This is a genomic window from Streptomyces sp. NRRL S-455, assembly GCF_000717875.1.
Lineage (GTDB): Bacteria > Actinomycetota > Actinomycetes > Streptomycetales > Streptomycetaceae > Streptomyces.
This window is the reverse complement of record NZ_JOCT01000040.1, coordinates 1-21,112: the sequence shown is the minus strand read 5'-3', so window position 1 is coordinate 21,112 and position 21,112 is coordinate 1. Positions and strand designations below refer to the sequence as shown.

Annotated in this window: 9 protein-coding genes; 3 read left to right on the top strand and 6 right to left on the bottom strand. The window is 72.1% G+C overall.

What is annotated here, in order from left to right:
* Positions 1 to 73: 73 nt before the first annotated feature.
* The 3 genes from IE97_RS0135550 to IE97_RS0135540 form a co-directional block, all read right to left on the bottom strand.
* On the bottom strand, positions 74 to 526 hold the full coding sequence (locus IE97_RS0135550; RefSeq protein ID WP_030250611.1) for a phospholipase: 453 nt from the start codon (positions 524 to 526) through the stop codon (positions 74 to 76).
* Between the two features lie 206 nt (positions 527 to 732).
* Positions 733 to 1,530, bottom strand: coding sequence for an ABC transporter permease (locus tag IE97_RS0135545; protein WP_037835965.1), 798 nt, complete (start codon positions 1,528 to 1,530; stop codon positions 733 to 735).
* A 6-nt stretch (positions 1,531 to 1,536) separates the two neighbouring features.
* A complete protein-coding gene (locus IE97_RS0135540) occupies positions 1,537 to 2,490 on the bottom strand; it encodes an ABC transporter ATP-binding protein (protein ID WP_030250605.1) in 954 nt (317 codons plus the stop codon).
* 135 nt (positions 2,491 to 2,625) lie between these two features.
* On the opposite strand from IE97_RS0135540, the gene IE97_RS0135535 reads away from it, so the two are divergent.
* Both IE97_RS0135535 and absA2 read left to right on the top strand, forming a co-directional pair.
* On the top strand, positions 2,626 to 4,326 hold the full coding sequence (locus tag IE97_RS0135535; protein WP_030250602.1) for a sensor histidine kinase: 1,701 nt from the start codon (positions 2,626 to 2,628) through the stop codon (positions 4,324 to 4,326).
* Positions 4,327 to 4,391: 65 nt separating this feature from the next.
* Positions 4,392 to 5,060: a two component system response regulator gene (gene absA2, locus IE97_RS0135530; RefSeq protein ID WP_030250598.1), complete on the top strand. Its 669-nt coding sequence runs from the start codon at positions 4,392 to 4,394 to the stop codon at positions 5,058 to 5,060.
* 61 nt (positions 5,061 to 5,121) lie between these two features.
* On the opposite strand, the gene IE97_RS0135525 is transcribed toward absA2, so the two are convergent.
* Genes IE97_RS0135525 through hppD form a run of 3 tightly spaced genes read right to left on the bottom strand, consistent with a single transcriptional unit; the run spans position 5,122 to position 8,671 of the window.
* A complete protein-coding gene (locus tag IE97_RS0135525) occupies positions 5,122 to 6,447 on the bottom strand; it encodes a PLP-dependent aminotransferase family protein (protein WP_030250595.1) in 1,326 nt (441 codons plus the stop codon).
* The gene (locus IE97_RS0135520) at positions 6,444 to 7,601 is read right to left on the bottom strand and encodes an alpha-hydroxy acid oxidase (protein WP_030250592.1); all 1,158 of its coding nucleotides are present in this window, start codon (positions 7,599 to 7,601) and stop codon (positions 6,444 to 6,446) included. Before IE97_RS0135520 ends, IE97_RS0135525 begins: the two co-directional genes overlap by 4 nt.
* The gene (gene hppD / locus IE97_RS0135515; protein ID WP_030250589.1) at positions 7,598 to 8,671 is read right to left on the bottom strand and encodes a 4-hydroxyphenylpyruvate dioxygenase; all 1,074 of its coding nucleotides are present in this window, start codon (positions 8,669 to 8,671) and stop codon (positions 7,598 to 7,600) included. The genes IE97_RS0135520 and hppD overlap by 4 nt, the downstream gene beginning before the upstream one ends.
* Before the next feature lie 312 nt (positions 8,672 to 8,983).
* On the opposite strand from hppD, the gene IE97_RS0135510 reads away from it, so the two are divergent.
* A partial coding sequence (locus IE97_RS0135510; RefSeq protein WP_051705243.1) for a non-ribosomal peptide synthetase occupies positions 8,984 to 21,112 on the top strand: 12,129 nt, incomplete at its 3' end.

Sequence of the window (21,112 nt, the reverse complement as noted above, 5' to 3'; positions counted from 1 at the left end):
CCTCCCTCACCGTCGGCCCCGACACGGCAGGCGCGGACCGGCTCCGCCAGGCGCCGGTCCGCGCGGATCCGAGTCAGCCGAGCAGCTTGACGGCCTGGTAGTAGGTCCAGGCCGTGCTGTTGCAGGCCGTGTTCTTCTCACCGGTGTAGGTGACGCAGACGCGCTTCATGTCCTCGTAGAAGGCGCTGTCGATGCGGCTCTTGTTGGCGTCGAACTGGCCCGCCGCCTTGTAGTTGCGGTAGCCGAAGTCGTGGCGCGCACAGGCCGTCTGGAAGGGGAAGCCGAACGGGTTGTCGGGCGACGCGGTGCAGTGGTCGGTCGACCAGTCGAACTCGTAGGCGGACCAGGCGGCCTGGTTCTGCTGGGCCGCGATCCACGCGTTCTGGCTCGACGCGCTGGTCTGGGTGAAGGAGGAGAGCACCTGCGGCTTGTCGGCGGGGGCCGCGTACGCGGGAGCGGCCGCCACACCGAGCGCGAGCGCGCATCCGGCGGCGAGCGTGAGGGTCGTGGTCGTACGACGACGCATGGAACAGCCTCCAGGGCGGGGGTGAGGATCCAGCGCTCCCACCTTGGTGACGACCGCTATAAGGCCCTTATCGCGCTGTTATCAGGATCTGTTCCGGGTACGGCAGAGGGGCCGCATGCCTGGCAGAGCATGCGGCCCCTCTTTTTCTCTTTTCCTTGGGGGGAGGGGGAGGATCGGTCTGCCGAGGACTGTCCGGCAGGGCGGCGCTAGGCGTCGCGTCGGCGCAGGACGGCGGAGCCTGCCAGGTACGCGGCGAGCGCCCACAGCAGCAGGACCAGCAGCGCGGTTCCGCCGCCGTAGGGGTCGCTGTCCTGGGTCAGCAGTACGGTGCCGGCGACGCTCGGCATGTAGTCGGACGCGGTCTCCAGCCACTTGGCGCCGACGACGCCCATCAGCTGGGGCAGCGCGAGCAGCACCATGATGAGGGTCGTGATGGTGCCGGCGGCGCTGCGCAGGATGGTGCCGAGACCGATGGCCATGACCGCGAGGAGGGCGAGGTACACCCCGGCGCCGAGCGCGGTTTCCAGCAACTGGCCGCCGGTGTACTCGCCGTGGTCCCCCATCAGGGGCGCGGCGACCAGAGTCGCCAGCACGCTGAAGACGAAGCCCGCGGCGACCACCACCGCCATGACGACCAGCGTCTTGGACCGGAGCATCCGGCCGCGGAGGGGGACGCTCTGCAGCGTGGTGCGGATGGAACCGCTGGAGTACTCGCTGGTGAGCGCGAGGGTGGCGAGCACCACCACGGTCAACTGGGAGATCAGGAAAGCCTGCGACGCGTGGTGCGGGGCCGGCATGGTGACGTCGACGCCCTTCTTCGCGCTGGCGTCGGCCGACGCGCCGACGATCGCGGCGAAGCCCACCGTGAGCAGCAGGCCGACGGCGAGGTTCCACCAGGTGGCCCGGACGCTCCAGAACTTCGTCCACTCGAACGCCACGGCGCCCTTGAATCCGCCGCCTTTGACGGGGCCTACGAGCTTGGGGGCGGTTGTTGTTGTCGTCATTTCCAGTTACGCCTTCTGGTGATCAGGAGCATGAGTGACCTGGGAGAGCGTGGGCGAGCCGTACTCCACGCTGGCGGCGGTGAGTTCCATGTACGCCTGTTCCAGGCTGGCCTTGCGCATGCTCAGCTCATGGATGGGGACACGATGGTTGAAGGCCAGGTCGCCGATCTCCTCCAGGGTGCCGCCGACGACGAGGAGTTCCTCGGGTTCGGAGGTCGCGTCCTGTTCCACCCTCATCCCGAACTGCAGCAGTTCCCGCCTGAGCACGTCGGGCTGCGGAGTGCGGACCCGGACGGCGGTGAGCGAGCTGCCCGCGATGACCTCCTCGATGGGGGCGTCGGCGATGATCTTTCCTCGGCCGATGACCAGCAGGTGGTCGGCGGTCTCCTGCATCTCGCTCATCAGGTGGCTGGACACGAAGACCGTCCTGCCCTCCGCGGCCAGGGACCGCATCAACTCCCGCACCCAGCGCACTCCGTCCGGGTCGAGGCCGTTGACCGGCTCGTCGAAGAGCAGCACCTTGGGATCGCCGAGGAGCGCCACGGCGATACCGAGCCGCTGGCCCATGCCGAGGGAGAAGGAGCCGATGCGCTTCTTCGCCACCTCGGTGAGGCCGACGGTCTCCAGGACCTCGCCGACCCTGGAGGCCGGGATTCCGTTGCTGCGGGCCAGTCCGAGCAGGTGGTGGTAGGCCGACCGGCCCGGATGGCCGGCGCGGGCGTCGAGCAGCGCGCCCACCTCGCGCAGGGGGTGCCGTAGCTCCTGGTACCGCTTGCCTCCCACCAGCGCCCGTCCCGACGTCGGCGCGTCAAGACCGACGATCATCCGCATGGTGGTCGACTTGCCCGCGCCGTTCGGGCCGAGGAAGCCCGTGACCTTCCCCGGGTTGATCTCGAACGAGAGGTCCGAGACGGCCGTCTTGTCGCCGTACCGCTTGGTCAGTCGGTCCAAAGTGATCATCGCCTGGTGGCTCCTTCCAAAGTCACGTCCACAACGCTAGGGAGCCGTCGAACCCGGAACATCTGGCGAACGGCAACGACCGCATTCGACTTTCGGCAGGTTCGGAGGCCGTAGTGCCTCTTGTAGCGTGCTGGAATGCAGCGATGGCAGGCCGTGCGCCGACGAACCGGACCATTACTACGGGCCCTTGGCTCCGAGCGGCCCCTCGCCAGGCGTGGCGATCTGGTGCTGCTGCTCGTGCTCCTCGCGCCCTCCGCGTTCAACACGGAGGGACTCGCGGCCACGGCGGCCAGTTGGGCGGCCGCCTGTCTGACCATCACGGCCGCGGTCGTGGTGCGGCGCACGGCGCCGCTGCTGTCCCTGCTGCTCGCGACGCTTCTCGCCCTGTTCTACCCCTGGTTCGGCGCGAGCCTGTGGCCGGCGATCGCGGCCGCGGTGCTGAGCTTCCTGGCGGGCCGCAGACTGACCCGGCTCTGGCCCGCGCACCTGGTGTTCCTCTGTGTCGCGGTGGCCGGACTCCTCCTGGCCAGTGCCCTGGCCGACACCAAGGACTGGCTGAGCCTGCTGATGACCGAGTTCGCCTCCAGCGTCCTGCCCTGGTGGGCGGGCAACTGGTGGAGTCAGCGCACCGCGCTGGCGCACGCCGGCTGGGAGCACGCCGAGCAACTGGAGTGGAAGCAGCGCTACATCGCCGAGCAGGCCAGGCTCAAGGAGCGGGCCAGGATCGCGCAGGACATCCACGACTCCCTGGGGCACGAGCTGAGCGTGATGGCCCTGCTCGCCGGCGGTCTCGAGCTGGCCCCCGGCCTCTCCGAGCAACACCGCGACTCCGTGGGCCAGTTGCGGGAGCGGTGCACCATGGCCACGGAGCGCCTGCACGAGGTGATCGGGCTACTGCGGGAGGACCCCACACCGTCGCTGACCCCCACCCACGAGTCGATCGCCCAACTCGTGCGCCGCTTCGAGCAGTCGGCCACGCCGGTGGACTTCCACGAGGAGGGCGCGCCCCCGAGGGCGGACAAGCCGCCTCTGCTGTCCGATCTCGCGGCGTACCGGGTGGTGCAGGAGTCCCTGACGAACGCGGCCAAGCACGCGCCGGGTGCCGCGATCACCGTGCGGGTGACCCACGGGAGGCGCGAGACCGTGGTGTCGGTCGTCAACGAGCGCCCGGAGCATGGCGGGAGCGCGCCCGCGACGGGCAGCGGATCCGGACTGATCGGGCTTGACGAACGCGTCCGCCTCGCGGGCGGCACCCTGCGGACGGGCCCGCGGGCGGGCGGTTTCGAGGTGTACGCCCGGCTGCCGCACACCGCGTCGGCGCCGTCCAGGGCGGCCGCGGGGCCCGGCCTCGACGCCACCCGCCCGCGGTCCGGCGCCGCCGACGGCGAAGTCCCCGGAACGGACGGCACGGAAGAGGTGCCCGGCCCTGCCGTCCCCGCGCCTCCCGCACCGAGGTGGAGCGCGTCGCGGGCCGCGCTGCTGCGGACCAGAGCTCGGCTGCGGCGCGACGCCCGGCGGGCCGCGCTGATCCCGGCGCTGCTCGGTGCGGCCATCGTGGCGCTCCTGGCGGGCCTTTACGTCTTCACCTCGGCGACGACCTCGATCTCCCCCGAGGACTACGCGCGCATGCGGGTCGGTGAGACGCGCGCGGAGCTGGATCCGGCGCTCCCGTCGCGGCGGATCAGGAAGCCGCCACCGGTCGTCACGGAACCTCTGGTGCCGCAGGGTGCCACGTGCGAGTACTACCGGGCCGGCGCGAGTCCTCTCCAGTTCACCGACACGATGTACCGGCTGTGTTTCCAGGATGATGTTCTGGTGGCCAAGGACACGCTCTGAGCACAGCACGCCCGGCGGCGGCCGCCCGCGGGGCCGATGAGCAGAAACCACCAGGGAAGGATCGGATGATTCGCGTATTGCTCGCCGACGACGAGACCATCATCAGGGCCGGGGTTCGCTCCATCCTCACCACCGAGCCGGGCATCGAGGTGGTCGCCGAGGCGTCCGACGGGCGTGAGGCGGTCGAACTGGCCCGCAAACACCGCCCCGATGTGGCGTTGCTCGACATCCGGATGCCCGAGATGGACGGCCTGACCGCCGCGGGTGAACTGCGGACCACCAACCCGGACACCGGGGTGGTCATACTCACCACCTTCGGCGAGGACAAGTACATCGAGCGCGCCCTGGACCAGGGAGTGGCCGGGTTCCTGCTCAAGGCGTCCGATCCGCGGGACCTGATCTCCGGGGTGCGGGCCGTGGCGGCCGGGGGGTCCTGCCTCTCCCCGCTGGTGGCGCGCCGGCTGATGACCGAACTGCGCAGGGCCCCGTCGCCCCGCGCGGAGGTCTCGGGCGAGCGCACGACCCTGCTGACCAAGCGTGAGCAGGAGGTCCTGGGGATGCTGGGCGCCGGCCTGTCGAACGCGGAGATCGCCCAGCGGCTACACCTGGTCGAGGGCACGATCAAGACGTATGTGAGCGCGATCTTCAACCAGTTGGAGGTGCGCAACCGGGTGCAGGCGGCGATCATCGCCTACGAGGCGGGCCTGGTGAAGGACATCGGTCTCGGCAACTAGGGCCATACGCCGGGGGCCTGCGCAGATCTGGCGGCGCAGCCCCCGGTGACATCGGTTGGGTTCAGTTCCGCGCCTGGTCCTTGATGAAGCGGGCCAGCCGTGCCGCCCCTTCGGTGGCCTGGTCGGTGGTGAGGTAACTGCAGGAGAGCCGGATCTGCCGGTCCCCCGCGTCGTCCAGGTGGAAGTGGCGCATCGGCGTCCAGATGACGCCGTACTTCTCCGCCGAGATGTCCAGCGCGGCCCCGTCCGCGGCGAACGGGACGTCGAGCGTCAGGAAGAACCCGCCGTCGGGATCGTTCCACCGCACACCCGCCGACTCCGGTGCCCCTGCGGGCAGTTCGGCGGCGAGGGACTCCCGCAGGCACCTCATGGTGGCCTGGTAGTGGCGTGCCGCGGCCTCGTTCGCCGCCCGTAGCCCGCCGCCGTTCTGCAGGAGCAGTCCGGCGACCGCTGCCTGGCTCAGGCTGGAGGTGTTGACGGTGACCATGCTCTTGACCTTGGCCAGTTCATCGGCGAGCAGCCCCGGTGCCCGGCCGTCCGCGCTCTCGACCAGCTGGTCGGCGACCACGAACCCGACGCGCGCGCCCGGGAAGGCGGTCTTCGCGAAGGAGCCCAGGTAGATGACGCGCCGGTGGGTGTCGAGGGACTTGAGCGTCGGCCGCCGCACCGTGCTGAACACACCGTAGGGGTTGTCCTCCAGGAGCAGCAGTCCGAGCCGGTCCGCGGCGTCGAGCAGGGCCGTACGGGCCTCACGGCGCATGCTCACGCCCGTGGGGTTGGAGCAGTCGGGCACCACGTACAGACATCTGGCGCGCCGGCCGCTCGCCTCGATCTCCCGTACGGCGCGCTCGATTCCCTCCGGACTCGGCCCGTGCGGGGTGCCGGGCACCGCGACGACGGGGATCCCGAGCAGGGCGGCCGCGCCGGTGACGCCGACGTACGAGGGACTGTCGACGAGGAGCACGTCGTCGGGGCCCGTGAACAGCGCGCGGAGCGTGAGCAGGACGGCTTCCTGGCAGCCGACCGTCACCACCACGGACGCGGGGTCCACCGTCATGTCCTCGTCGATGTCGAGCATGCGGGCGACGATGTCCCGGATCTGTCCCGCGGTCTCGCCGTACTGGTAGAGCGCCGTGCGCACGCGTTCCTCGGAGTGGCCCTGCTCGCGCAGGTGGTCGAGGTAGGTCTCGATGAGTCCGGGTACGCGCGCGACGTCGAAGTCGCCTTCGTACGGCCGCCCCGGGGCGAAGGAGATCGCCTGCGGATGGCGGAGGGTGACCTCGTTGAGGAAGGTCATCGTGTCGAGCAGCGGCGCGGACAGGCTGGCGTGCAGCGCGGTCCGCGGCAGGACGCCTGTCCGGTCCGTGCTCCCTGACGTGGTCGTCATCCGGGGCTCCTGTCTGTGAACGGCACGGCGTACGGCACGGTGTGCGGCGCCGGGTTCTCGGTGGTCGGGTGGCTGTGTCCCGGCAGGATCACGGTGTCCGCGTCGATCGTGCCGGGCGAGGCGTGGCCGGTGAGCACCATGGTGTCGGCGAACTCCTCGATCAGCAGGGTGAGCATCCGGCGCACGCCCTCGCTGCCGCCTGCGGCCAGGGCATACAAAGCGGGCCGGCCGACGAACACGGCGCGGGCGCCGAGGGCCAGCGCGACCAGGACGTCGGCGCCGGAGCGGATACCGCCGTCGAGGAGGACGGGGCAGCGGCCGCGCACGGCGGACACCACCTCGGGCAGCGCCTCCACACTGGCCTGGACGCCGTCGAGTTGGCGGCCGCCGTGGTTGGAGACGATGATGCCCGCGACGCCCGCCGCCACCGCCGCCTCGGCGTCCCGCGCGGTGAGGACGCCCTTGGCGAGTACGGGCAGCCCGCTCAGGTCCCGCAGCCGGGCCACGGCGGACCAGTCGAGCGAGCGGTCGAAGGCCAGCCTGCTGTGCGCTCCGGGGGTGGCGCTCCCCGCGGCGGCCGACCCGGCCAGGTTGGCCGGGGTCACATGGGCGGGGACCGCGAAGCCGTTGCGCAGGTCGCGCAGCCTGCGGCCGGTGAAGGGGGTGTCGACGGTGAGCACCAGGGCCTGGTAGCCGCTGTCGCGCGCGCGACGGGCCAGGCCGAACGTGGTCTCGGCGTCGCGGAAGCAGTACAGCTGGAGCCACAGCGGGCCGTGGGCCGCGTCGGCCACCTCTTCGAGGGTCCGGCCCGCGAAGGTGCTGACGACGAGCGGGAGTCCGAGCCGGCCCGCGGCGGCGGCCGTTCCCGTCTCGCCGTCCGGGTGGACGAGTGAGTGGTAGGCCACGGGTGCGATCCCGACGGGCGCCGCCCAGCGGGAGCCGAACACCTTGACGGAGGTGTCCGGTTCCTCGATGCCGGGCAGCGCCCTGGGGCGCAGCCGCACGGCGTCGAAGGCGGTCTCATTGGCGGCCAGCGTCCGCTCCCGGCCCGCGCCACCGGCAATGAAGTCCCAGACCTCGGGCGGAAGTTCGCGACGTGCGCACTCGGCGAAGTCGTCGAGCGTGAGCGGCTCCCGCTCGGTGACGGACGTCATCGACCGGCCACTTCCCGCTCCCTCTCGACGGCCTCGTACAGCGCCTTGATGTTCGAACTGCCGAAACCGCGCGCGCCGTTGCGCTGGATGTACTCGTAGAAGAGGGTGCCGCGCGGGTAGGGCGAGCGGGTGAAGATCTGCAGCAGGTAGCCCCACTCGTCGTGGTCCGCGAGGACGTTGGTCTCGCGCAGGTCGGCGATGGCGTCGGCCATGTCGCTGACGCGCTCGGTGAGAAGGTCGTAGTAGGCGCCGGGGGTGCGCAGGAAGGCCACGCCGCGGTCGCCGAGCGCGCGGACCGAACCGACGATGTCGTCCACGAGGAAGGCCAGGTGCTGGACTCCCGGACCGTTGTGGGCGTTCAGGAACTGGTTGATCTGCCCCGGCACCCGCGTGTCGTCGGGCTCGATGAGGGTGAAGGTGATGCCGCCCTCGGCGTTGCGCACCACGATGGAGTCCATCGCCTGGTCGCCCACCTCGATGTACTCGGACGAGTAGAACGGCATGTCGAAGGCGGCCTCGTAGAACTCGGCGGTGCGGCGCAGGGTGCCGGCTTCGAGGCAGATCGCGACGTGGTCGAGGACCGGCCGGGACACCGCGGGGTCCGTGGCGGCCGGCAGGAGCGCCCAGTCCCGGTCGGGCGGCAGCTGCCCCGTCCGGTCGCCGGTCGCGGCGATCAGGGTGTGCCGGACGTCCCCGAACCCGGAGACGGCGGCGAAGAAGGTGTCCTGGCCGGGCAGGAGCGACGGGGTCGGCTGCTGCAGCGCGGCGGCGCCCGCGAGGACGGCCCGGTCGAAGCAGGACTGGACGTCGTCACAGCTGAACGCGAGGTCGGCGATGGAGTCGCCGTGCTCCTCGACGTGCCGGGCGACAGCGGTTCCCGGCCGCAGCGCCTGGGTGACCACGAGGGTGACCTCCCCGCTGCGCAGCACGGTGGACCTGCGGTCGTGGGTGCCGGTGGCGGGGCCCGCCACGGCCAGGGGCACGAAGCCGAGGCTGTCGATGAGGAAGCCGGAGGCATCCCGGTCGTCCGTGACGTACAGCTCGGCGTACGCAATGGCACTTGGCGGCATGGCGGCTCTCCAATGAAAAGAACGGGAGAAACGCGGGAGCACCGAAGGAAAGACAGCTCCCGGAATTCTCGATCAGGAAAGGAAATGCACGTGTCTACACTCTACAAATCGCTCGTATACCCTCGCTATCAGCTGGATATCAAGCTCCCTACCTGCGGTTATCCTCCCGGATAAGTATGTTGACCATCTCCTTGCAGCCTTGCTAGCGTCCCAGTTCGCCCTTAATTTAATGTCACTCAAGCGGCACCTCGATTATTTTTCTGCGCGGCATGAAAAGGCCGGGGGTTCCGGCGGAAGATTGTGAGGAGACAGGTGTCTGAGCTCTCGTCCATTCGGCACGGCCTGACCAGTGCGCAGCACGAGGTGTGGCTCGCGCAGCAGCTGGACCCGCGCGGCGCGCACTACAAGACCGGCTCCTGTCTGGAGATCGACGGCCCGCTGGACCACGCCGTACTGAGCGCGGCCCTGCGGCACACCGTGGCCGAGACGGAGACCCTCTGCTCCCGCTTCCTCACCGACGAGCAGGGACGCCCGTACCGCGCGTACTGCCCGCTCGCCCCGGAGGGCTCGGACGAGACCGAGGGCCCGGACGGCGTGCCGTACACCCCGGTGCTGCTGCGGCACTTCGACCTCACCGGGCACGAGGACCCGCAGGCCGAGGCGATCCGCTGGATGGAGCAGGACCGCGCGGAACCGGTGGCGCTCGACCGGCCCGGCCTCAGCAGCCACGCGCTGTTCACGCTCGGCTCCGGCCGGCACCTGTACTACCTGGGCGTCCATCACATCGTGATCGACGGCACCAGCATGTCCCTGTTCTACGAGCGGCTCGCCGAGGTGTACCGGGCGCTGACGGAGGGGCGTGACGCACCGCCCTGCTCCTTCGGCGACATGGACCAGCTGGTCGCCACCGAGGAGACCTACCGCGCCTCCGCCCGGCACGCCAAGGACCGCGCCTACTGGACCGAACTGTTCGCCGACCGTCCCGAACCCGTCTCGCTGACCGGCCGCGCCAGCGGGCTCGTCCTGGCGCCCACCGTGGCGAGCCTCGCCCTCGGCCCGGAGCGCACGGCTGTCCTGGAGCGGGCCGCCGGGGCGACCGGCTCCGCCTGGGCGCGCGTGGTGATCGCGGGCGTGGGCGCCTTCCTGCACCGGATGACGGGCGCTCAGGACATCGTGCTGTCCGTGCCGGTCACGGGCCGGTACGGCGCCAACGGACGCACCACGCCCGGCATGGTCTCCAACCGGCTGCCGCTGCGGCTGACCGTGCGCCCGGGCCAGACCTTCGCCCAGCTGATCGAGACCGTGTCCGACGCGCTGCGCGGGCTCATGGCGCACAGCCGGTACCGCGGCGAGGACCTCAACCGCGAACTCGGCGGCTCGGGCGTGCTCGCCCCGACGGTCAACGTCATGCCCTACAGCCCCGTCGACTTCGGCGGCCCGCTCGGCGTGATGCGCAGCATCAGTTCCGGCCCGACGACCGACCTCAACTTCGTCCTGACCGGCACCCCCGACTCCGGGCTCCGCGTCGACTTCGAGGGCAACCCGCAGGTGTACGACGCGCGGGACCTGGCCTCCCTCCAGGAGCGCTTCGTCCGGTTCCTGGAAGACCTGGCGGCCGACCCCACCGCACCCCTGGACCAGGCCGCCCTGCTCACGCCGGACGAACGGCACCGCGTCCTCACGGAGTGGAACGACACCGCGCGCGAGGTGCCCGACGCGACGTTGCCCGGGCTGCTCGCCGCGCAGGCCGCCCGCACCCCGGACCACGAGGCCGTCGCATACGAGGGACGCTCTCTGACGTACGCCGAACTGGACGGCCGCGCCGAGGAGCTGGCCAGGAACCTGGTCGCCCGCGGAGCCGGCCCGGAGCGCTTCGTCGCGGTCGCCGTCCCCCGGTCGACGGAACTCGTCGTCGCCCTGCTCGCCGTGCTGAAGTCGGGCGCGGCGTACGTCCCCGTCGACCCCGGCTATCCGGCGGACCGCATCGCGCACATCCTGCACGACGCGGGCGCCATGCTCGTCCTGACCACGACGGACACCGAGGAGCGGCTGCCGGACGACGGCACCCCCCGGCTGGTCCTCGACGGACCGGCCCGCGCCCCGGAGTCCGCCGGGGCGGCACCGGCGCCGGCGCTCGATCCGCGGCACCCCGCCTACGTCATCTACACGTCCGGGTCCACCGGCCGGCCCAAGGGTGTGGTGATCTCCCACCGGTCGATCGTCAACCGCCTGGCCTGGATGCAGCACACCTACGGCCTCGATCCTTCCGACCGGGTGCTGCAGAAGACCCCGTCCGGCTTCGACGTGTCCGTGTGGGAGTTCTTCTGGCCCCTCATCCAGGGCGCCACCCTGGTCGTCGCGCGGCCCGAGGGCCATCTGGACCCGGCCTATCTGGCCGACGTCATCCGCCGCGAGGGCATCACCACCCTCCACTTCGTGCCGTCGATGCTCGACGTGTTCCTGCGTGAGCCCGCCGCGGCCGCACTGCCGGGTCTGCGCCGGGTCTTCTGCAGCGGCGAGGCTCTCTCGGCCGAGCTGCGCACACGGTTCCAGGCCATGTCGGACGTCCCGCTGCACAACCTGTACGGGCCCACGGAGGCCGCCGTCGACGTGACGTACTGGCCGTGCGCCGAGGACTCGGGCACCGGCCCGGTGCCGATCGGCCGCCCGGTGTGGAACACCCGGATGCAGGTGCTCGACGCCGCGCTGCGCCCGGTGCCCGCGGGCGTGCCCGGCGAGCTCTACATCGCCGGTGTCCAGCTCGCCCGCGGCTACCTGGGCCGCCCCGGCCTCAGTGCCGAGCGCTTCACCGCCGACCCGCACGGCGGGCCGGGCAGCCGGATGTACCGCACGGGCGACCTCGCACGCTGGAACCACGACGGCAGCCTCGACTACCTCGGCCGCGCCGACCAGCAGGTCAAGCTGCGCGGCTTCCGCATCGAACTCGGCGAGATCGAGGCCGCCCTCGTCCGGCAGCCGGAGGTCGGCCAGGCCGCGGTGGTGCTGCGCGAGGACCGGCCCGGCGACCAGCGCCTCGTCGCCTACACCGTTCCCTCGGGCGACACCGGGCCCGGCTCCGCGGCACTCATCGCCCGGCTGCGCGAGCTGCTGCCCGACTACATGGTCCCCTCGGCGTACGTCAGCCTGCCGGAACTGCCGGTCACCCCGAACGGCAAGCTCGACCGCAGGGCCCTGCCCGTCCCCGACCGCACGGAGCGGTCCGGCGGGCGGGCCCCGCGCACCCCGCGCGAGGAGCTGCTGTGCACGCTGTTCGCCGAGGTCCTCGGGGTGGACACGGTCGGCGTCGACGACGGCTTCTTCGAGCTGGGCGGCCACTCGCTGCTCGCGACGCAGCTGATCAGCCGCATCCGCACCGCCCTCGGGGCGGAGCTGTCGATCCAGCGGGTCTTCGAGTCGCCGAGCGTGGCGGAGCTCGCCGTGGCGCTCGACGAGACCGGCCGGGCCCGTACGGCGGTCGCCGCCCGGCAGCGGCCCGACCGCCTTCCGCTCTCCTTCGCCCAGCGACGCCTGTGGTTCATCCACCAGTTCGAGGGCCCGTCACCGCTGTACAACATCCCGGCCGCGCTGCGGCTTACCGGCCGGGTGGACGGCGCCGCCCTGGCGGCGGCGATCGGTGACGTGGTCGCCCGGCACGAGAGCCTGCGCACCGTGTTCGCGGAGGACGAGCACGGCCCGCACCAGGTGATCCTGCCCCCGAAGCAGGCGGCGCCCCGCCTGGAGATCGTCGACAGCGACGCGGAGCGGCTGACCGAGGACATCGCCCGGGTGGCCCGCCATCCGTTCGACATCACCGGTGAAGTGCCGTTGCGCACCGCGCTGTTGCGGGTGGCGCCGGACGAGCACGTGCTGCTGCTGGTGCTGCACCACATCGCCGGGGACGGCTGGTCGCTGGCCCCGCTCGCCCGTGATCTGGGGACCGCCTACGCCGCCCGGCTCGGCGGCGCGGCCCCCGAGTGGGCGCCGCTGCCGGTGCAGTACGCCGACTACACGCTCTGGCAGCACGAACTCCTCGGCGCCGATGAGGACAGCGAGAGCGAGGGCGCCCGGCAGCTCGCGCACTGGCGACAGGCCCTGGCCGGCCTGCCGGAGCGGCTCGAACTGCCCACCGACCGGCCGCGTCCCGCACGGCGGGACAACGCCGGGGACCGGCTCGACCTGACCGTGCCCGCCGACCTGCACCGCTCGCTGGCCGGGCTGGCCACCGAGACCCGGACCAGCGTGTTCATGGTGCTCCAGGCCGCGCTCGCCGGGCTCCTGACACGGCTCGGCGCGGGTGAGGACGTACCGATCGGCTCCACCATCGCGGGGCGTACCGACGCGGCCGTGGAGAACCTGATCGGCTTCTTCGTCAACACGCTCGTGCTGCGCACGGACACCAGCGGCGACCCGACCTTCCGCGAGCTCCTCGGCCGGGTCCGCGCCAGCGACCTGGCCGCCTACGCCCACCAGGACGTGCCCTTCGAGCGGCTCGTCGAGGCGCTCAACCCGGACCGCAGCACGTCCCACCACCCGCTGTTCCAGGTGGCGCTGACCTTCGACACCACCCAGCAGGACGCCCTGGGCGAGCTGGACCGGCTGCCCGGCCTCTGCGCGACGCTCATGCCCGTGCACACCGGTCTGTCCAGGTTCGACCTCGTGTTCGCCTTCGACGAGAACCGCGACGCCCAGGGCGAACCGGCCGGGCTGAACCTCGCGGTGGAGTTCAGCACGGAGCTGTTCGACGCCGGAACCGTCCGCGCCCTCACCGAGCGGCTGGTGCGGCTCCTCACGGAGATCGTCGCGGAGCCCGACGCGCGCCTGGGCGACGTCGACGTCCTCGTCCCCGGCGAACACCACGAGCTGCTCGTGGCGGCCAACCTGCCGGGCTCCTCCGCCGCTCCCGGCGAGTCCCCCGCGCCCGTCGCGGCCACGCTGCCGGAGCTCTTCGAGCAGCAGGCGGCCCGCCACGCCGACCGCACGGCGCTGACCTTCGAGGGCACCTCCCTCTCGTACGGCGAGCTCAACTCGCGGGCCAACCGCCTCGCCCGGCTGCTCGTCGCCCGCGGGATCGGGCCCGACGCGCTGGTCGCGCTCGCACTGCCCCGCTCGGCGGAACTGGTCGTGGCGCTGCTCGCCGTGGTCAAGTCGGGTGCCGCCTATGTGCCGCTCGACCCCGGCTATCCGGCCGACCGGCTCGCCTACGCGCTGTCCGACGCGGCGCCCGCGGTGCTGCTCACCGACGGCGACACCGCCGGGCGGCTGCCCGCCCACGAGGTGCCCCGCATCGTCCTCGGCGACCTCGCGGGAACGGACGGCGACGGCGCGTACCGCTCGGACGACCTCGCCCAGAGCGAACGGGTCAGGCCGCTCGACCCACGGGACACCGCGTACGTCATCTACACCTCGGGCTCGACGGGGCGGCCCAAGGGCGTGGCCGTGCCGCACCAGAACGTCGTGCGGCTCTTCTCCGCCACCGAGCACTGGTTCGGCTTCGACGAGCAGGACGTGTGGACCCTCTTCCACTCCTACGCGTTCGACTTCTCCGTCTGGGAGCTGTGGGGGCCGCTCCTGTACGGCGGCCGGCTCGTCGTCGTACCGCACGCCGTCAGCCGGGACCCCGCCGCGTTCCTGACCTTGCTCGAACAGGAGCGGGTCACCGTCCTGAACCAGACGCCCTCGGCGTTCTACCAGCTGGCGGCGGCCGACCGTGAGCAGCGGCCCGAACTCGCCCTGCGCTACGTGGTGTTCGGCGGCGAGGCACTCGACCTGTCGCGCCTCGCGGACTGGTACGAGCGGCACGCCGAGGACGCCCCGGTCCTGGTCAACATGTACGGCATCACCGAAACCACCGTCCACGTCTCCCACTTCGCGCTGGACCGGGCCACCGCTTCCGCCGCCTCGGCGAGCACCATCGGCGTCAACATCCCCGACCTGCGGGTCTACGTCCTCGACGACCGGCTGCGCCCCGTCGCGCCCGGCGTAACCGGGGAGATGTACGTCGCCGGGGCCGGTCTCGCCCGCGGCTACCTGGGACGCCCGGGCCTCACCGCGGACCGCTTCCCCGCCGACCCGTACGCCGCGCGCTTCGGCGAGACGGGCACCCGGATGTACCGCACGGGCGACCTGGCCCGGCGCCGGAGCGACGGCGGCCTCGACTACCTGGGGCGCGCCGACCAGCAGGTGAAGATCCGCGGCTTCCGGATCGAGCTCGGCGAGATCGAGGCCGTGCTCGCGGCCCACTCCTCGGTCGACGACGTGACCGTGGTGCCTCGTGAGGACGTCCCGGGCGATCTGCGGCTCGTCGCGTACGTGGTGACCGGTGCTGACGTGAGTGCCCGCGCGCTCCACGACCATGCCGCCGCCCAGCTGCCGGACTACATGCTGCCCTCGGCGTTCGTCACCCTGGACGCCCTGCCGTTGACGCCCAACGGCAAGCTCGACCACAAGGCGCTGCCCGCCCCCGCCCACTCCGGGCAGGTCACGGGACGCGCTCCGCGCGGGCCGCGCGAGGAGATCCTGTGCTCCCTCTTCGTCGAGGTGCTCGGGGTTCCCCGCCTGACCATCGACGACAACTTCTTCGACCTCGGCGGCCACTCCCTGCTCGCCACCAGGCTGGCCGGCCGCATCCGCAGCACCCTGGGCGTGGAGCTGTCCGTGCGGCAGCTCTTCGAGACGCCCACCGTCGCCGGGCTCTCCGCGGTACTGGACCGGGCGGAGCACGCCAGGACAGCGCTGACGGCCGGCGAGCGCCCCGAGCGGCTGCCGCTGTCGTACGCCCAGCAGCGGCTGTGGTTCCTGCACCAGCTCGAAGGCCCCTCACCGACCTACAACATCACCGGTGCGCTGCGGCTGACCGGCGGGCTCGACCCGGAGGCGCTGCGCGCGGCCTTCCAGGACGTCATCACCCGCCACGAAAGCCTGCGGACCGTCTTCACCGAGGACGAGCAGGGCGCCCGGCAGACCGTACTCGACGCCGCTCGCGTGCGCTTCGTGCTGCCGCTGACCGACACCGTCGAGGAGCGACTCGGCCGGCTCCTCGAGGAGTCCGCCCGGCACTGCTTCGACCTGCGGACCGACATCCCGGTGAAGGCGGAGCTGTTCCGGCTCTCCGGCGACGAGCACGTACTGCTGCTGATGGTCCATCACATCGCCGGTGACGGCTGGTCCCTCGGCCCACTGATCCACGACCTCGCCACGGCGTACACGGCCCGCTCGGCCGGTCGCGCACCCGACTTCACACCCCTGCCCGTGCAGTACGCGGACTTCGCGCTGTGGCAGCGCGCGTCCCTCGGGGACGCATCCGACGCCACCAGCCCGGCCGGCCGCCAACTCGCCCACTGGAAGCAGGCCCTGGCTGGTCTGCCCGACCGGCTCGAACTGCCCGCGGACCGGCCGCTCCCGGCCGTCGCCTCGCACCGCGGCGCCCGTGTTCCGCTGACCGTCCCCGCCCCGCTCCACGTGGGTGTGGTGGAGCTGGCCAGGGAATCGCGCACCAGCGTCTTCATGGTGCTCCAGGCGGCGCTGGCCGCCCTGCTGTCCCGGATGGGCGCCGGTGACGACATCCCCGTCGGCACGCCGGTTGCGGGACGGACCGACGACGCCCTCGACCAGGTCGTCGGCTTCTTCGTCAACACCCTGGTGCTGCGCACCGACACCAGCGGCAACCCCACCTTCCGCGAGCTGCTCGACCGGGTGCGGGCCACCGACCTGACCGCCTACGACCACCAGGAGCTGCCCTTCGAGCACCTGGTGGATGTCCTCAGTCCGACCAGGTCGCTCTCCCACAACCCGCTGTTCCAGGTGCTGTTGAGCCTGGACACCACCCAGCAGGACGCGCTCGCCGCGCTGGCCGCGACCGGCCTCGGCGTGACGCTGCTGCCCGTCGCCACCGGGATCTCCAAGCTCGACCTGGCCTTCGAGATCGCCGAGCACCGCGACGCCGAGGGCGCTCCCGCCGGGCTGTTCGGCGCGGCCGAGTACAGCAGCGACCTCTTCGACGAGGGCACGGTCAGCGCGCTGGTGGACCGTTTCCTGCGGCTCCTCGACACCCTGGTCAACGACCCCGGGCGACGCATCGGTGACGTCGACGTCCTCAGCCGCCAGGAGCTGGACCGCGTCCTGGTCGAGTGGAACGACACGGCGCGCGAGCCGGTCGGCCGGACCTTCGCCGAGTATGTCGAGGGCCATGCCGCCGAGGCGCCGGAGCGCATCGCGGTCGAGTTCGACGGGCAGACCCTGTCGTACGGCGAGCTCAACGCGCGGGCGAACCGGCTCGCCCGCCACTTCCTCGAACGGGGCGCGGGCCCCGAGGAGTTCGTGGCGATGGCCCTGCCGCGCTCGGCCGACCTGGTCGTCTCGGCGCTCGCCGCCTTCAAGGCGGGCGCGGCCTATCTGCCCGTCGACCCGGCGTACCCGGCCGAGCGGATCGCCCATCTCGTCGCGGACGCCGCGCCCACGCTCGTCGTCACCACGTCGGCCGGCGCCGCCGGGCTCCCGGACACGGCCGCACCACTTCTCCTGATCGACAGCGCCGAGACCGCGGCGGCCGTCACCGGACTGCCCTCGCACGACGTCACCGACGCGGAGCGGCCGACGCCGCTGCGCCCCGAACACCCGGCGTACATGATCTACACCTCCGGCACCACGGGCCGGCCCAAGGGTGTCGTCGTCACCCACACCGGTCTGCCCGGCCTGGTCGACATCTTCACCCGCGACTGCGCGGCCGGGCCGGACAGCAGGATCCTGCAGCACCTCTCCCCGAGCTTCGACGCGTCGTTCTGGGAGCTGGCGATGGCTCTGCTCACCGGCGCCGCCCTCGTCGTCGCGCCCCAGGAGACCACGCCGGGGCCCGAACTGGCCGAGCTGGCGACCCGGTACGCGGCGACCCATCTCAGTCTGACGACCTCCGTCCTGGGGCTCCTGCCCGAGGGCTCGCTGCCCGACGGGCTCACCCTCGTCGTGGGCGCGGAGACGATCCCGCCCGAGCTGGTGGAGCGCTGGTCCGGCGGCCGTACGATGCTCAACTCCTACGGCCCCACGGAGACCACGGTCTGCTCGACGATGAGCGGTCCGCTGTCCGGTCCCTTCACCCCGCCCATCGGCTCCCCCGTCACCAACACCGCGGTGTACGTGCTGGACGCCGCGCTGCGCCCGGTCGCCCCCGGTGTCCCCGGCGAGCTCTACGCGGCCGGGCCGCACCTGGCCCGCGGCTACCACGACCGCCCCGCCCTCTCCGCGGAGCGGTTCGTCGCCAACCCGTTCGGGGCGCCCGGCACCCGGCTGTACCGGACGGGTGACCTGGTGCGCTGGCTGCCGACCGGCGAGCTGGAGTACCTGGGGCGGGTCGACACCCAGGTCAAGATCCGCGGCCTGCGGATCGAGCCGACCGAGATCGAGACGGTCATCACCGAGCGCCCCCACCTGGCGCGGGCGGCCGTGATCGTGCGGGAGGACCGGCCGGGCGACCGGCGGCTCGTGGCGTACGTCGTACCCGAGCACGGTCACACCCTGGACGCCGCCGCGCTCCGCGCCGAACTGCGCGAGACCCTGCCCGACCACATGATCCCGACCGCGTTCGTCGCCCTGGACGCCCTGCCGCTGACGATCAACGGCAAGCTGGACCGCAAGGCGCTGCCCGCCCCCGACTACTCCGCGCGGACGTCGGGGCGCACCGCCCGCAACCCGCGGGAGCAGTTGCTGTCCGAGCTGTTCGCCGACGTCCTCGGGGCGGAGTCCGTCGGGATCGACGACGGCTTCTTCGACCTCGGCGGGGACAGCATCCTCTCCATCCAGCTCGTCGGCCGGGCCCGCGCGGCAGGTCTTGTCCTGTCGGTGCGCGACGTCTTCGAACACCAGACGCCCGCGCTGCTCGCCGAGTCGGCCACAGCCGGACCCGGCACGGACCACGCCCGGCAGCAGGGCGCCGACATCCCGGCCCACGGCCCGGCCCCCCGCACGCCGATGATGGGATGGTTCGCCGAACTCGGCTCCGACGTGGCCGAGTTCAACCAGTCCCTGGTGCTCCGCGTGCCCGCCGCCCTCGACTTCGACGCGCTCGGCGCCGCTCTGCTGACCGTGCTCGACCACCACGACGCCCTGCGCATGCGGGTGGCCGACGACTGGACGATCCAGGTTCCGGAACCGGGTTCCGTGGCCGTGGCCGACTGCCTGATCCGGTACAACGCCATGGGCCTCGACGAGTCCGGCGTCCGGTCCGCGGTCACCGAGCAGGCACGTGCGGCCCGTTCGCGGCTGGCCCCGGCGGACGGCCGTATGCTCCAGGCCGTCTGGCTCGACCGGGGTGCCGACCGGGACGGACTGCTCGTGCTCGTCGCCAACCACCTGGTCATGGACGGCGTCACCTGGCGCATCCTCATACCCGACCTGGCCGCCGCCTTCGCCGGCGACCCGCTCGCCCCGGTGGACACGCCGTGGCGGCGGTGGGCGCTGTCCCTCGCGGACATCGCCGAGGAACCGCGCATCGAGGCGGAGCTCGACCACTGGCGTTCGGTGCTCGGCGACACCCCGCGCACACTGCGCCTGGACCGCACGCGGGACACCCATGCGAGCGCGGGCGAGATCACCGCCGAACTCGACGCGGACATCACCGAGGCCCTGCTCACCTGGGTTCCCGGCGTCTGCCACGCGACGATCAACGACGTCCTCCTGAGCACCTTCGCGCTCGCCGTCACCGAGTGGCGGCGTGTCCGCGGTGAGAACCCCGACGCGCCCGTCGTGGTCGACCTGGAGAGCCACGGACGCCACGAGGACACCGTGCCGGGCGCCGAACTCAGCCGAACCGCGGGCTGGTTCACCGCCATGTACCCGGTCCTGCTCGCACCGCCGGCCGCCCCCGCCACCAACGGCGACGCGCCGGCGATCCGGGCGCTCAAGGCCGTGAAGGAGCAGCTGCGCGCCGTACCCGGCGACGGAATGGGCTACGGGCTGCTGCGCTACCTCAACCCCCGTACCCGGGCCACGCTCGCGCAGTTCCCGGTGCCCGAGTTCGGCTTCAACTACCTCGGGCAGCTCGGTCAGGGCGGCGCCCACGAGGAGCCCTGGAGCATCGAGGCCGGCGATGTAGCGGGTATCGACGGCGCCATGCCGCTGGCCCACCCCGTGGACCTCAACGCCGTCGCCCGCGAGACGCCTTCGGGTACCCGGCTGCGGGCCCGATGGACCTATTCCCGGACCCAGCTGGAGCCCGAGGACGCCCGGGGTCTGGCCGATGCCTGGTTCCGGGCGCTGGAGCAGCTCGTCGAAGAGGCACGCCTCCCCGGCGCCGGCGGGCTGACCCCGTCGGACCTCACGCACGGAGCGCTCGACCAGGGCGAGATCGAGCGCTTGGAGCGCCTCGTCCCCGCGGCCCAGGACATCCTGCCGCTCGCTCCCCTCCAGGAGGGCTTCCTCTTCCTCAACCTGTACGACGAGAACGCCCGTGACGTCTACGTGGGCCAGCTCGCCTTCGACCTGGAGGGCACGTTCGACGGTGCCCGGATGCGCGCCGCGGCGCAGGCCCTGCTGCGCCGGCACGCCAACCTGCGGGCCGGGTTCCGGCAGACCGGCTCGGGCGCATGGGTGCAGGTGGTGCCTGCCGAGGTCGAACTACCCTGGCGGGACGCGGACTTGACCGGCCTGTCCGCGGACGAGCGGGCCGCGGAGGCCGACCGGCTCGCCGCCGAGGACCGGGAGCGCCGCTTCGACCTGACGAGCCCGCCCCTGATGCGGTTCACGGCGATACGCCTGTCCGGGGACCGGGTCCGGCTGGTGATGACCAACCATCACATCGTGCTCGACGGCTGGTCGATGCCAGTGCTCTGGCAGGAGCTGACCGAGCTGTACGCGTCCGGTGGCGACCCCTCCGCGCTGCCCCGGGTCCGTCCGTACCGCGACTACCTCACCTGGCTCGACGCCCGTGACCGGGACGCCGCCCGGGAGGCCTGGCAGCGGTCCCTCGCCGGCCTCGACGAGGCCACCCTGCTCGCCCCGGACGCCGGTCCGGTCGACTCGGCCCCGCTGGGCGTCGGCTTCGGCCTGGACCGCCGCCTGCAGGCCGAACAGACCCGCCTCCTGGACCACCAGTGGGCCGGTCTGGCCGACATCCAGCGCTGGGCCGGACACGGCGAACTCTTCGACACCGCCATGGTCTTCCAGAACTACCCGGTGAGCGCCGACGTCACGAGCCGCCGGCTCGACGGCCTGCGCGTGGCCGGCTTCCACGCGGTCGAGAGCACGGACTTCGCCGTCAACCTCGTCGCGCACACCAGGGACTCCGCCCTGGAGCTCCGCCTCGACTACCGCGCGGACGTATGCGACGGGGAGCTGGTCCGTTCACTGGCGGACCGGATGGTGCGGGTCCTGGAGACGCTGGTCTCCGACGCCGACCTGCCCGTCGGACGACTCGACACCCTCGACCCCGTCGAGCGGGAGCGGGTGCTGGTG

Coding starts and splice junctions, on each gene's coding strand:
- IE97_RS0135550 (WP_030250611.1), bottom strand. CDS start 526: ATGCGTCGTCGTACGACCACGACCCTCACGCTCGCCGCCGGATGCGCG.
- IE97_RS0135545 (WP_037835965.1), bottom strand. CDS start 1,530: ATGACGACAACAACAACCGCCCCCAAGCTCGTAGGCCCCGTCAAAGGC.
- IE97_RS0135540 (WP_030250605.1), bottom strand. CDS start 2,490: ATGATCACTTTGGACCGACTGACCAAGCGGTACGGCGACAAGACGGCC.
- IE97_RS0135535 (WP_030250602.1), top strand. CDS start 2,626: ATGCAGCGATGGCAGGCCGTGCGCCGACGAACCGGACCATTACTACGG.
- absA2 (WP_030250598.1), top strand. CDS start 4,392: ATGATTCGCGTATTGCTCGCCGACGACGAGACCATCATCAGGGCCGGG.
- IE97_RS0135525 (WP_030250595.1), bottom strand. CDS start 6,447: ATGACGACCACGTCAGGGAGCACGGACCGGACAGGCGTCCTGCCGCGG.
- IE97_RS0135520 (WP_030250592.1), bottom strand. CDS start 7,601: ATGACGTCCGTCACCGAGCGGGAGCCGCTCACGCTCGACGACTTCGCC.
- hppD (WP_030250589.1), bottom strand. CDS start 8,671: ATGCCGCCAAGTGCCATTGCGTACGCCGAGCTGTACGTCACGGACGAC.